This window comes from Microcoleus sp. MON2_D5 (assembly GCF_036701905.1).
Lineage (GTDB): Bacteria > Cyanobacteriota > Cyanobacteriia > Cyanobacteriales > Microcoleaceae > Microcoleus.
This window is the reverse complement of sequence record NZ_JAUBRM010000034.1, coordinates 22,313-35,404: the sequence shown is the minus strand read 5'-3', so window position 1 is coordinate 35,404 and position 13,092 is coordinate 22,313. Positions and strand designations below refer to the sequence as shown.

12 protein-coding genes are annotated in these 13,092 nt (G+C 44.8%); 9 read left to right on the top strand and 3 right to left on the bottom strand.

Annotation, left to right across the window (positions count from 1 at the left end; translation table 11 throughout):
- Positions 1-49: 49 nt before the first annotated feature.
- Positions 50-1,240: a 1-deoxy-D-xylulose-5-phosphate reductoisomerase gene (dxr, locus tag QUA47_RS14380; protein WP_333431226.1), complete on the bottom strand. Its 1,191-nt coding sequence runs from the start codon at positions 1,238-1,240 to the stop codon at positions 50-52.
- A 127-nt stretch (positions 1,241-1,367) separates the two neighbouring features.
- Here dxr and QUA47_RS14375 point away from each other — a divergent pair, with 127 nt between their 5' ends.
- Together QUA47_RS14375 and QUA47_RS14370 are read left to right on the top strand one after the other, a co-directional pair.
- Positions 1,368-2,951, top strand: a complete 1,584-nt coding sequence (locus QUA47_RS14375) for a DUF2079 domain-containing protein (protein WP_333431225.1) — start codon at positions 1,368-1,370, stop codon at positions 2,949-2,951.
- Positions 2,952-2,960: 9 nt separating this feature from the next.
- A complete protein-coding gene (locus QUA47_RS14370; protein WP_333431224.1) occupies positions 2,961-4,403 on the top strand; it encodes a DUF2079 domain-containing protein in 1,443 nt (480 codons plus the stop codon).
- A 76-nt stretch (positions 4,404-4,479) separates the two neighbouring features.
- Here QUA47_RS14370 and cas6 read toward each other — a convergent pair whose 3' ends face one another.
- Positions 4,480-5,610 (bottom strand): CRISPR-associated endoribonuclease Cas6, encoded by a 1,131-nt coding sequence (cas6, locus tag QUA47_RS14365; protein WP_333406615.1) that lies wholly within the window; start codon positions 5,608-5,610, stop codon positions 4,480-4,482.
- A 300-nt stretch (positions 5,611-5,910) separates the two neighbouring features.
- Between cas6 and QUA47_RS14360 the strand changes: the two genes are divergently transcribed.
- The 7 genes from QUA47_RS14360 to QUA47_RS14330 all read left to right on the top strand — a co-directional run bounded on the left by QUA47_RS14360 (position 5,911) and on the right by QUA47_RS14330 (position 11,204).
- Complete coding sequence (locus QUA47_RS14360; RefSeq protein WP_333282733.1) at positions 5,911-6,273, top strand: ferredoxin-thioredoxin reductase catalytic domain-containing protein; 363 nt, start codon at positions 5,911-5,913, stop codon at positions 6,271-6,273.
- 147 nt (positions 6,274-6,420) lie between these two features.
- Entirely contained in the window at positions 6,421-6,828 is a 408-nt protein-coding gene (locus QUA47_RS14355; RefSeq protein ID WP_333406613.1) for a DUF309 domain-containing protein, read from the top strand.
- Between the two features lie 305 nt (positions 6,829-7,133).
- Positions 7,134-7,604, top strand: a complete 471-nt coding sequence (locus tag QUA47_RS14350; RefSeq protein ID WP_190660893.1) for an LptA/OstA family protein — start codon at positions 7,134-7,136, stop codon at positions 7,602-7,604.
- 173 nt (positions 7,605-7,777) lie between these two features.
- Positions 7,778-8,506 carry an LPS export ABC transporter ATP-binding protein gene (lptB, locus tag QUA47_RS14345; protein WP_190738078.1) on the top strand — a complete coding sequence of 243 codons (729 nt, stop codon included), beginning with the start codon at positions 7,778-7,780 and terminating at the stop codon, positions 8,504-8,506.
- Positions 8,507-8,587: 81 nt separating this feature from the next.
- Entirely contained in the window at positions 8,588-9,754 is a 1,167-nt protein-coding gene (locus QUA47_RS14340; RefSeq protein WP_333431223.1) for an LptF/LptG family permease, read from the top strand.
- 301 nt (positions 9,755-10,055) lie between these two features.
- A complete protein-coding gene (locus tag QUA47_RS14335; protein ID WP_190738079.1) occupies positions 10,056-10,502 on the top strand; it encodes a type II toxin-antitoxin system RelE/ParE family toxin in 447 nt (148 codons plus the stop codon).
- A 198-nt stretch (positions 10,503-10,700) separates the two neighbouring features.
- On the top strand, positions 10,701-11,204 hold the full coding sequence (locus tag QUA47_RS14330) for a helix-turn-helix domain-containing protein (protein WP_333431222.1): 504 nt from the start codon (positions 10,701-10,703) through the stop codon (positions 11,202-11,204).
- Between the two features lie 284 nt (positions 11,205-11,488).
- Here the strand turns inward: QUA47_RS14330 and QUA47_RS14325 are convergent, their stop codons facing one another.
- Entirely contained in the window at positions 11,489-12,859 is a 1,371-nt protein-coding gene (locus QUA47_RS14325; protein WP_333431221.1) for a hypothetical protein, read from the bottom strand.
- Positions 12,860-13,092: the final 233 nt, after the last annotated feature.

Sequence of the window (13,092 nt, the reverse complement as noted above, 5' to 3'; positions counted from 1 at the left end):
AATTAATTCCCCGGCGGGCTTGTGGGTAAGTGCAAGTCTGCTGATACAATTAGCGAACCGAAAGAATACGATCGCCCAATTCCATACTATCTGCCAAAACTTCCTGTCGCGCCCACCGATCCGCCGCCAAAATATCGTCTAAACCAGGACTTTCACAGTTATCAGTTTGATGTTTGTCGCACGCCTTCTCAATCAACTTCGGAATATCCAAAAACTGAATCTTCTCCTCCAAAAATAGCGCTACCGCCTGTTCGTTTGCCGCATTCAGCACCGCAGGCATCGAACCGCCCGCACGTCCCGCCGCATAAGCTAACTGCATACAAGGATACTTTTCGTGGTCGGGTTCTCGGAAAGTTAAATCCCCAGCTTTTACCAAATCCAGCCGTTCCCAATCTGTATGAATTCGCTCCGGCCAAGACAAAGCGTAAAGCAGCGGCAAGCGCATATCCGGCCATCCCAATTGCGCCAAAACCGAGGTATCTTGCAGCTCAATTAACGAGTGAATTATGCTCTGAGGATGGATGACAATATCAATGTCGTCATAATCCATTCCGAACAAGTAATGAGCCTCAATTACTTCTAATCCTTTATTCATCAAAGTAGCAGAATCGATCGTGATTTTCTGCCCCATCGACCAATTCGGATGTTTCAAAGCATCGGCTACTGTTACTGCGGCTAATTTGTCGATCGGCAAATCTCGAAAAGAACCCCCCGAAGCAGTGAGAATAATTCGCCGCAACCCGCCAACCATAACACCTTGGAGGCACTGAAAAATGGCAGAATGTTCCGAGTCAGCAGGCAATATTTTAACGCCGTATTTTTCGATTAAGGGGTTGACAACCGGGCCACCTGCGATTAATGTTTCTTTATTGGCTAAGGCGATATCTTTGCCTGCTTTGATAGCTGCAATTGTTGGCAGCAAACCGGCACAGCCAACTATGCCGGTGACGACGGCTTGAGCGTCGCCGTATTGGGCAACTTCGACAACGCCTGATTCGCCAGCAAGTAAAATAGGTTGAGGGTCAATGTCTGCGATCGCCTCCTTCAATTCCTGTAATTGATCTTCGTCGCAAATCGCGACAATTTCCGGTCGAAACTGGCGAATTTGCTGGGCCAGCAACGTTACATTTCGTCCGGCGGTTAACCCGACAATCCGAAATTGATCGGGGTATTGAGCTACAATATCCAGAGTCTGAGTGCCGATGGAGCCTGTGGAGCCGAGAAGAGTTATTGCTTTCACAATTGTTTAATGTTTTGTGGATTATTCTAATATTACGATTGCGGGGATAAAAATTAGTGGTTAACTATTGCGTGGAAAGCACATTCGATGGAATCATATTTTGAGTGACCACCTAGTGCCAGATTTCATGCAGAATAGGGAAAATTTTGCTGATTCCAGTGAGGACATCAGTGTCTCGATCGCCGAAAATATAGAGGAAGGTCGATCGCAGCTACCGTCGAGTTTGGTTTGGGCGATGGCTACTGCTGCGGCAATTTTCTTTGTGTGTAGCAGTTTACGGCACGCTTTATTCCAATCAACTGCTTTCGATTTGGGAATTTTTGACCAAGCAATTTACTTGATCAGCCAAAACCAAACGCCTTTTTCTTCTTTAATGGGGATTCATATTTTGGGCGATCACGCAGCGGTAATCTATTATCCGCTAGCTTGGCTGTACAAAATTTCCCCGGATGTGCATTGGCTGCTGTTGGTACAAGCAGTTGCTTTATCCCTGGGGGCTTGGCCTACGTGGAGTTTAGCGCGTTTGGCAGGTTTAAATCAAGAACAATCGCGTGCGATCGCATTGATTTATTTGCTCTATCCGGTGGTATTTAACATTAATTTATTTGATTTTCACCCAGAAGTAATCGCTTTACCCGCACTTTTGGCAGCAATTTTGGCGGCGCGTTTAAATAAAATTGTGTGGTTTTGTACCGCTATTGTGTTAGTTCTCAGTTGCAAGGCGGTTTTGTCCCTAACCGTTGTCGCTATGGGTTTATGGCTGTTTTTTTGCGAAAAAAAGCAACGGTACGGGGCGATCGCACTTTTGCTAGGTGCAGCTTGGTTTTTGATAGCTTCCCAGAAAATCATCCCCTTCTTTAGCGGCAGCGAAGTCGCTGGAGTCGGGCGCTACAGCTATTTAGGCAAATCCGTACTAGAAATCATCATCAATCTCATCTTAAAACCACAGTTAGTATTAGGAAAAATCCTTTCCTTCGATACATTCAAATATTTATTTCTCCTCACCTTACCTGTGATTTGGCTGCTATTGCCATTTTCCGGCAAACTACGCCTACAATATCTAACAGCGCTAATTCCTGCCATCCCTACCCTGCTCATCAATATCCTCTCTGACTTGTCATTTCAACGCAGCTTAGCCTATCAGTATTCAGTGCCTGTAATTCCATTTTTATTTTTAGCAGTAATCGCGAAGGAAGAAACAAGGAACAGGGAAGAAATAAAAGGCAACCAGGAAGAGGATAAAGCAAATAAGCAACAGTTTTTAACATGGGTCAATCGGCCACAATTTAAAAACTTCCGAATTTCTCAACTTTGGCAGGGAATTCAATTGGCGAGAATCATGATAATTTGGTCATTACTAATTTTCCTAGGTGTGGGCGAATATAAAGATTTTTATCTGTACCTAAATAGACTAGATACCTGGCAAGCTACACGCGAAGCAGTCGCACAAGTTCAACCCCAAAGCAGTATTTTAACAGATAATAGACTTGCCCCTCACTTTACCCACCGCCCAATAGTAAAATTGCTTTCACAAATTTCGCCCCAAACAAATTTAGCTGAATTTCAATACATATTATTAAACCTGCGCCATCCCTGGCCTGATACGGAAAAAATTGGTGATACCTTAGCAAATAAACTTAAAAACTCTCCCGATTTTAAATTAACTTCTAAAAAAAACGAAGTTGTCCTATTTAAACGAAGGGCTGATTAAACCAATAAAATGCTAACTTTAAAATCCCTAAAATCTCATCCAGTATTTTTAATGATTGTCGTGACAACGCTAGTCTTATTGGCCGCCAGCAGCGCGCGACACGCTTTGTTTCAATCAACTGCATTCGACTTAGCAATTTTTGACCAAGCAATTTATTTAATCTCCCAAAATCAAACGCCATTTTCCTCTTTTATGGCAATAAATATTTGGGGCGATCACGCCGCTTTTATTTTCTATCCACTAGCTTTACTTTACAAAATATATCCAGATGTTCACTGGCTTTTTTTAGTGCAAGCTGTTTCCCTAGCTTTAGGCGCTTGGCCGAGTTGGAGTTTGGCACGTCAAGCCGGATTAAATAATAGCATATCTTGGGCGATCGCCTGTATTTACCTCCTCTATCCATTAGTATTTAATGTCAATCTCTTCGACTTCCACCCAGAAGTCATTGCTTTACCAGCACTGCTAGCAGCAATCTTAGCCGCGAGGCTGAATAAAACCTTGTGGTTTTGTGCTGCTATTGTATTAGTTTTGAGCTGCAAAGCCGTCCTATCTTTAACTGTGGCTGCGATGGGTTTGTGGCTGTTGTGTTTTGACAAAAAACGCAATTGTGGGCTCATAGCTCTCTTTCTAGGCGCGGGTTGGTTCCTGGTAGTTACTCAGGCAGTTATACCGTATTTTAATCAGGGAAGAGAACACGCGGCAATTGGGCGATATCAATATTTGGGCAACTCTGTTTTGGAAATTGCTATTAATTTAATAGTGAAACCAAATCTAGTTTTAGGGCGTTTATTTTCTTTAGAAACTTTGGAATATTTAGCCTTATTGCTCTTACCAGTAATTTGGTGGCTGTCCCCGCGTCATCTGTCATCTTTAATTAGTGCTGTGCCGATGTTGGCAATGAATATTCTTTCCGATCGCCCCGCTCAGCGGGATTTAGTTCATCAATATTCTGTGCCGATATTGCCGTTTTTGTTGGTTGCCGTAATTTCCAGTTTAGCAGCTAGCAATCAGCAAAAGGGAAAGACAATATTTGATAGATTGCCAATTCCTAATTATCCATTGCCTAGAGTCATTGTAATTTGGTCGTTGATTGCTTTCTTAGCTTTAGCGAAATACGGCTATTTTTGGACTATTTATTTAAATGGGATCGACACTTTGCCAGCTACCAGAGAGGCAATTTCTCTTGTTGAAACCAAAGGCAGTGTTTTAACAAATGTTCAGATTGCTCCGCATTTAGCGCACCGCCCTGTAGTAAGATTAACTCAGGCTAAGACGCCGCCTGCAAATCTCGCAGAATTTGATTATGTATTGCTGAACCTCAGATATCCTGGCTGGATGAGCGATCGAGAATTTGTTAAAAACCTAGTAACTAAACTAAAAAACACCCCTCAATTTCAACTAAAATATCAGCGAGACGACATATACCTATTTACCCAAAACGCTAACAAATAAATCATCTTCTCCTCCTTCGCGCCCTTCGCGCCTTCGCGGTTCGTAAAACAAATCTCATTTACAAATCAATTTAACCTTAATCCTCTACTTTCAAAGCCCTTCTTGCCAACTTCACGTAAGTTTTCACAGTTTCATAAGGCATTTCCAAATCAGCAGCAATATCAAACAAAGATTCCCCCAATTCCCGGCGCGCCAAAATCGTCGCCCAAGTTTCAGCAATCTCAGCAGCGCGACTTCCGCCTGTACGCTTTCTGTGCGCCATAAACTTCTCTGTCAATTCATCTATTCGCGCCGCCAATACGCTTTGTATCGACACTTCAGGTAGCGCTTCTGTCAACCATTGTGCTCGCGTTTGTCCCAATCCAAAAGTAGTTTTGTGGCCCGTGCCGCAGTAAGGCGCTAACCGCCCCAAAGCATAAAATAATTGTACAAAATCAGGGCGATTGTGAGCCGATCGCCCTAGCCCAAATTCCACAGCCCCAGTGAAGCCCGTTACCATGCCTTTTTTGCCCGCCGCTACCTTTTGCGACTCCAATTTGTGGCGGCTAATAATTGCATTTTCATCAATCCAACTCAAAAATTCTGCTTGGTCAAAATTTACCCCCGAAAAGTTATTCCAGCGGCGCAAATAGCTGTGAAAAACATTTTCGGGAACTGGCAAAGGGAAGTGATGGCCTTTGCTACGAAAGCTTGTAGGAGTCACAAAACTAAGTTTGATGGTTGGCGACAAGGGGGGTTCTGCTGTTAATAATTGCTGGTAAGTTGTGGGAGCAAAAGCAATATCCCAAGAGCGAATTAGCAGCGGAGCATTTCGCAAATCTATCTCTTGGGGCAAATTTTGCAGCCACTGACTCAGCCACTGCACTACTGGCTTTGAAAGTCCTGTTACGTACCAGCGATAAATTCGATCGCCCAAAAGCTGAAATTCTTTGCCGCCGGGGAGCAAATCACCTTCCAATCCCGAAATAGTAAAGGCTTTTTCTGACTGTTCATCGTGCAAAAGTTTCGATAAATCCGGATCAGTTTGCTGTACTTGACCTAAAAACCAAGCGTGCAAACCTATAGCATACTGCGCGTACAGATAGCTAGCAGCGCCGGGAGTCAATTCAAACACTAATCCGACTAACTCGGTGTCAGCCGGCCAAATCAGCCCAGACGGAGGAGATTTTAGATCGCGGGTGCGGGTGCGGTTCGGGGAAGTTGCCATCAGATGCCACTAACAAGGACAGCGCTGTGCTATATTATCCGATTTTTATCCCCTTTGGGGGATGATTGTTGAGGGTGATCGATAGCCCAAATCTTTTGGCTGCTTCAAAAACCGGGTCTGCCACCAGTTTCCCGCGCCCTCCCGGATAGACAAAAACCAGTAAAAAACCAACAACCTAAAACTCAATCTTTGTCAAGGTTTTCCTCCTTGTAAGTAAACAGAAATATACAAGTGTTTAAAATCACATTCTGCGCTACAATTGTTAAAAGCTCGTAGCATCCTCAACTCCGATCCTTAACTATGAACACAACAGAAAAATCTAAACTCTCCAACGAAAAAACTTTGGAGGCGATGAAGAATTTCTCCGAAACCTATGCCAAGCGCACGGGAACTTACTTTTGTTCCGAGCCTTCCGTCACTGCAGTCGTGATAGAAGGACTAGCAAAACACAAAGATGAACTAGGCGCTCCCTTATGCCCTTGTCGCCATTACGAAGATAAAGAAGCCGAAGTAAAAGCCGCCTACTGGAACTGTCCCTGCATTCCCATGCGCGAGCGCAAAGAGTGTCACTGTATGTTATTTCTGACGCCAGATAACGATTTCGCTGGAACTAATCAGGAAATAGGAATGGATCAGATTAAAGCTGTCAGAGAGACTATGTAATCGGTTAAGTAGGCGGTCGTTAAATGGCAGTAGTTGTGAAAAGAGGTCGTTATTTTTCCTATTTTTAAGACTTAGCTATTTAAAAAAAATCGATCGCCGCCTACTCACAGACACATCCGCAATCGAAAATCCCCAATCTCCAATCGAATGATAGAGGAAATCCCGCTCGACTTTTGGCAAGGTATCGAACAGTTTAACAGCCAAGAATTTTACGCTTGTCACGATACTTTAGAGGCTTTGTGGATGGAAGCCGGCGAGCCGGAAAAAAGGTTTTATCAGGGAATATTGCAAATTTCGGTCGCGCTTTATCACTTAGGAAATAAAAACTGGCGCGGTGCGGTAATCTTGCTGGGAGAAGGAATAAATCGGCTCAGTTATTATCAGCCGAGTTATGCCGGAATTGCCGTTGAAGACTTGCTCGGACAAAGTGCTAAACTTTTGAGCGCTTTGCAACAAGCTGGCCCGGAAGAAGTAGCTAAATTTCAACAGTTGTTCGCAGGTACAGAAGTTGCAGGCTTGCAATTGCCGCGAATTATCAAACTACCAAAAAGTTAAATAAATGTTTGTATTAGGGTGTGCAGTATACTTGGCATCTACACAGAGGAGGGCTGGCTTTCTTGCCGGCTGCCCAAGTATATTAATTTGCTGTGGAACGAGCCTCTTGCCCGTTCCCGGTTAAGACAGTTGCAGCCACTCAGCAAAATAATCAATTAAATTCGCTGTTGTCTTGCTAGGATAATTGGTTGAGACTCTCGGGTCAATCGATCGACCTCACGGGAATCTTTCTGGCCGTTAAGATAAAATACCTAACTGGAGAGAATGCCCTTCAGCAATTTCACAAATTTTGAGGCTCCAAGCTTATGATGCCCTCCGCTAAACTACTCAATTCCAGAATATTCAAAGGATTATCGCTGCTGTTGCCCCTCACTCTGGCAGGCGCGATTGCCTCTCCCACTTACCCGCAAGCCGGGCCGCCCCGCACTCTCAGCGTGCGATCGGACATTCAAGAAGCCGACTCCAAAACCGGCATCGTGACAGCCCGCGGCAACGTCCAAATCAACTATCCAGCCCGCCAAATACAAGCAACCGCAGCTCAAGCACAATACTTCAGCCGCGAGCGCCGGATCATTCTCAGCGGAGATGTTTACGTATTGCAGCAGGGCAACAGCCTGCGCGGCGAAACCATAACATACCTCATTGACGAAGGGCGGTTTATTGCCCTGCCAAACAACCCAGGACAGGTAGAATCTGTCTATCTGGTTGCCCCGGAACAAGATGCAGCAGCCCAAAAAGCAGTTGGCTCCCCACGTCCAACTACAGCCCCCCGGTAAAAGCGGCTCGCAGCAGCGAAATTTCGCCTCAGCCAAAACATACTACTTGGGATAGATGCGAAATTTCGTCTTTAGAAAACTAACAAACTTGAAAAGGTAAAATTTAAATTAGAGACTCGATCGCACAAAGCCGCAGTCTGAAATTTAGCTTGTAGAGGTTGCCGGGAGCGAACATGAAAATTGTACTCGAAAATATTCACAAATCCTACGGAAAACGCAATGTAGTGAGTCGCGTCAACCTTTCGGTAGCCCAAGGAGAAATCGTAGGACTGCTAGGCCCCAACGGTGCCGGCAAAACCACCACATTTTACATAGCAACCGGATTAGAAAAACCAAATCAAGGCACCGTTTGGCTAAACGATTTAGACATCACTAAATTGGCGATGCACCAGCGAGCGCATTTGGGAATTGGCTATCTCGCTCAAGAAGCAAGCATTTTCCGGAACATGAGCGTGCGCGACAACATTTTGTTAGTCCTAGAACAAACTCAAGTGCCGCGGTGGGAATGGCGCGATCGAGTCGATTTCCTATTGCAAGAATTTCGCTTAGAAAAAATAGCATCGAGTTTGGGAATTCAAATATCTGGGGGAGAAAGGCGGCGGACTGAACTGGCCAGAGCATTAGCCGCGGGACGAGACGGGCCGATGTTCCTATTTTTAGACGAACCGTTTGCAGGCGTCGATCCGATCGCCGTAGACGAAATTCAAACCATTATTGCTAAATTGCGCGATCGTAAAATCGGCATCCTCATCACAGATCACAACGTCCGAGAAACCCTCGAAATTACCGATCGAGCCTACATCATGCGAGACGGCCAAATTTTAGCCTCCGGGGCTGAAGAAGAACTCTACAGCAATCCTTTAGTGCGTCAGTATTACTTGGGCGACAGCTTCGTGCGATAGTCTTTTGAATGCCTTCGGCAAACGGTCGAATTTGAGATTTTAGATGTTAGATTGAGGAGCAATCTGCGACAACGCGCCACTATGAAAATAGCAATATCCAATTCTTTGAATCCCATCAACTGGCTGCCGAGAATTTCAGTAATGGACTGGTACATTACCAAAGAACTAATCGGGCCATTTCTCTTTGGCGTCGGACTCTTTACATCCGTCGCCGTCACAGTTGGAGCCTTATTTGAATTAGTCCGCAGAGTAACAGAATCCGGCCTCCCCTACACCGCCGCCATAGAAATTTTTCTCCTGCAAATTCCCTACTTCGTAGTATTGGCTTTCCCCATGTCAATGCTGCTAGCAACCTTAATGGCCTACAGCCGAATGTCCAGCGACAGCGAACTCATCGCCCTCCGCAGTTGCGGAGTTAGCGTTTACCGATTGATACTGCCTGCTGTGATAATGAGTTTAATTGTTGCAGGCTTCACCTTTGCTTTGCAAGAGTTAGTTGTACCCGCCGCCAGCTACAGAGCTACTCTGACTTTAGACAGAGCCCTGAAGCGAGAAAAACCGATATTTCAAGATAGAAATATTATCTACACAGAATTTCGCAAACCCGAAAAAGGTGGCGACGAAACCCTGGCCCGCTTTTTTTATGCAGAACAGTTTGACGGCCAGCGAATGAAAGGTTTAACAATTATCGATCGCTCCACCCCAGGCCTCAATCAAATCGTTTCTTCAGAATCAGCTACTTGGAATCCCTCAGAAAATACCTGGGATTTTTTCAACGGAACCGCTTATATAGTTGCTCCTGACGGTTCTTACCGCAATATAGTTAGGTTTCAACACCAGCAGTTGCAACTCCCCCGCACGCCCTTAGATTTAGCTGCTAGAGCGCGGGATTTCAAGGAAATGAACATTGCCCAAGCTTTAGAGCGTTTGGATATCCTTAAAAACAGCGGCGACGAACCGCAAATTCGCAAATTAAAGGTGCGAATTCAAGAAAAATATGCTTTTCCTTTCGTGTGCATGGTATTTGGTGTAGTGGGAGCCGCTTTGGGAACTCAACCGCGCCGATCCGGCCGAGGAACGAGTTTTGGTATTAGCGTAGTTGTGATTTTTACTTACTACGTATTTTCTTTCATGACCAGTTCTATGGGCGTGAAAGCTGTTTTGACTCCGATTCTGTCGGCTTGGCTGCCGATCGTGTTTGGCTTGGGAATCGGGGGATTATTGTTGGTGCGGGCCGCCGCTAGGTAAGTGATACAACGTAATTGGGCTAAGGGCAATGGGCTAAGGCATGGGGCGGAGCAAAGCGCAGGGATGGGGCATGGGGCATTAACTGGTTACCAGGCAGAGCCTGGGAACGAGTAGGGGTATATCTTGGGTAGCCTCCCTTGACAGACACATCCGTTGATCGCATAATAGTTATTGGAGGGCGTTAGAATCCCTTAATGTTTTATACCTCTGGCTGAACCTTGACAAGTGAATACACTACTCGCGCAGGTACTGTACCTCTTTACCCTAAGTGTTCTAAATTGCCCTAAGGAGGTGAGGTGCAATGCCTAATGAGTCAAAACAAAAAGCAACTGCTTACGAAGTTTTGTTTGCAGTGCCTGCTGTATATTCTTGGTTTTGTGACCTAGATGACAAAGTACAAGCACTTTTTGCCAAAATTTTTGACCATATCGAGGAGTTTGGCGAAGGAAGGAGCTCTCCTAGCTCTGGTATCCCTCGATCCAACATCAAAAAGGTGCGGGGAAGCATTTGGTCGATTCGGGTTGAACAAAACACGAACATCTATCGACTGCTTTATTCTTGGGAATGTAAAACCTGCGTTTTGCTTTATGGATTTCAAAAGAAATCCGATAAGATTCCCAATAACCACATTGAAACGGCGGACAAACGTCTCAAAAAGTACAGGGAGGAGAAAACACCACTGAATAAGCAATCCCCCAAATCTAAGCAACCTCTCGGAAGTAAGCGAAAAAAAACGAACGAAAAATAGAGAACGACTAAAGTTATTAGATTAAATTTATTATTTATTAGAGACATTAGATTTTAGATGGGGTATTGATAATACTTTTCTGCGGTCGAGTAGTGTAGTTCTCTTGTCACAGCAGCTTTAATTGAACATGGTTATATTTCCCAGAAGTAAGAGCGTTGCCATTCAAGAGTTTTGAGAGAGACGAAATGCTTTTACTTTATGTTTAATGGTTGTTTTAGTTCATTAAATTGGTTAGGTTTTGATATGGCAATCAAATGGAAGGATGTTAAAGAAAAAGTGCTTCAAAATCCCAAAGTTAAATTTTTTTATGACGAGTTAGAGCCTGAATTTACATTCGCAAGAGAGATTGCTCAACTCAGGGAGACTACTGGGTTAAGTCAGCAGGATTTTTCTGATAAAGCAGATATAAAACAACCGCAGTTAGCTACTTTAGAGTCAGGAAAGCAATCTCCTAGATTGGAAACCTTATCTACATTAGATTCTAGTCCAGGGTGTTCACTTGAAGCGAGATTTGTAACTGATAAAAGTTCCAGCAAGGAAACGATTTCTTCTAGGGTTGACAAAAAAAATATTTCTGTAATAAAATCAGCTAAAAAGGCTCGTACTTCAAAAAATTTAATCTCTCCCAAATCTGATCCCAAAGCAATTAATAAAAAACATAAAAGTGTGTCTAAACCACAATTAACGATCCACTCTTGTTGATGCTGTTTACTATTTTTGCCTTTTTTGTTGTTCAATTCTTGTCCATATCAATCGACACCCCGAAATGTTCCGCACCAGGAAACTCGACACTCACGCAATAGTTTTTTAATAAATAATTCCTATCTCTAAAAAAATCAATTTAACTTTACCTTTCCTAATATCCTCAGTGTAATATCAAATCCGGTTACATCGGAATTATGTAGTGCGAGCGTCTCCGATCGCTATCCATAGCGCGAGCATTGACATCTTTCAAATATATCATTCCGATGCAACCCGAGAGGATATCACGGATTAGCAAAAGTATTGATTTCGCCACCGCCAATATAGCGTCCCGGACGCAGGGAGCGGGGTGTAGAAAAAGGTTGAGGTTGAATGGGCTGCACGCCCTGATTTGTATTTTGGGGAACCACTCCAAAGTTAGGTGGCTCCGGCAAATTAAGCTGACTCGGTGGAGCTGTTTGAAATTGAGAATTCGCTGCATTGGGAGAGAATTGAGGGCTAATTATCTTGCTTCCCCCAATCCCGCTTGGAAAGGGAGATGGACCGACATTGGGAAGTAGAGCTGTTGGCGAAGGTATGGCTACTGGAAGAGCCACAGGTTGAACTTCAGGTGCGAAGCCTGAGCCAGATAAATTAGTTTGGTAGGGATTTTTCGGCAAAGCCACCGTTGGAGCCGCTGCATTAATTTCGGGGAGGCTCGGTACTCGGGAATTTAACCCAGCCAAGGGTTCAGGGACTGTAGCTGTGGGGTTTAAGAATTCTTGAGATTCCTTGCTCACAGTAGTTGTTGGAGCCACAAGTGGGGGAAGTGCTGTGGGAACACTCACAGGATTTGCTCCAGCTTGAGCTTTAGCGGTCGTTGGGAGCAAATTTGTCGCATTTACAGCAGCCGGATCCGAAGCCGGTCGATCGAGCAATTTAGGCAAGTTTCCAGTTTTCTCAGCCTCCGCCACCGTTGCCGAAGTGTTAGCAACGACGTATTTTTTCATAGCTGCTTGCAGCGGACTCAAAGGCAGAGAATTGTCGTTTTTTTTATCTGAATTAGCATCACTCGACCCCTGCGATAAAGTTGCTGTCGCTGTACCCCCAGACTCAGGCTCGATCGTTTTTATCCCGGAAGTCAGTCTCCCACTGCCAGATAAACTCAATGCTGATGTTGCGTTTGAACTTGGCAAGCTGGAATTTTGAGGGTTATTGTTTCCGGCATCATCGACAGCAGGATTTGCTAAATTTGGCACAGGCAAAAATCCGCCGCTTCCTACCCGCTTGGGGGCTGAAGATGGCTGAGGAGTTTCTAAGCCCCGAGATCGAAGTTCCTCGAATAAACCTTTGCTTTTTACTACGGATGAATTTAACAAGTTCACTTCAGAAGCAGTAGAGCCATTAAACTGATTGACTAGCACTGGTAAGCTGTCGATTTCAGCCGCAATGGCGGTATCTTCAGCAGATAGCCCCGATAGCGAAGCTGGAGAGTTTGAGGCTGGTACTTCTTCGCCATCTATGCTCAACCTTTCTGGATTTACAGAGACCTCCCAGATAAATAACCCCCCTGCACAGAGGACGGCTAGGGGAGCCCAAACCGCCGGTTGGATCCAGTGGCGCAACCGCGCTATTAGATAGCGGGCAGATGTAGGAAATCGCTTAATAATTGACATAGTTTTGCTTCCATCCGAGCGTGCGGATTTAAAACTATTTTTCCTAGTCTACCACATCAATCTTGATTATTTTTGCTATGCCGGTGTAAGTGCGATCGGGAGGATCTCGGTTTGGCTTTTACTGTCGGCGTGCGATCGTCCGGCTCGCTATATTTATAGAATTTGCTGTGCGGGACGGCTCGGACTCCCAAAAAACGCTTTTTACTTTCTGCAGAGATGCTCCGAGTAGGCTC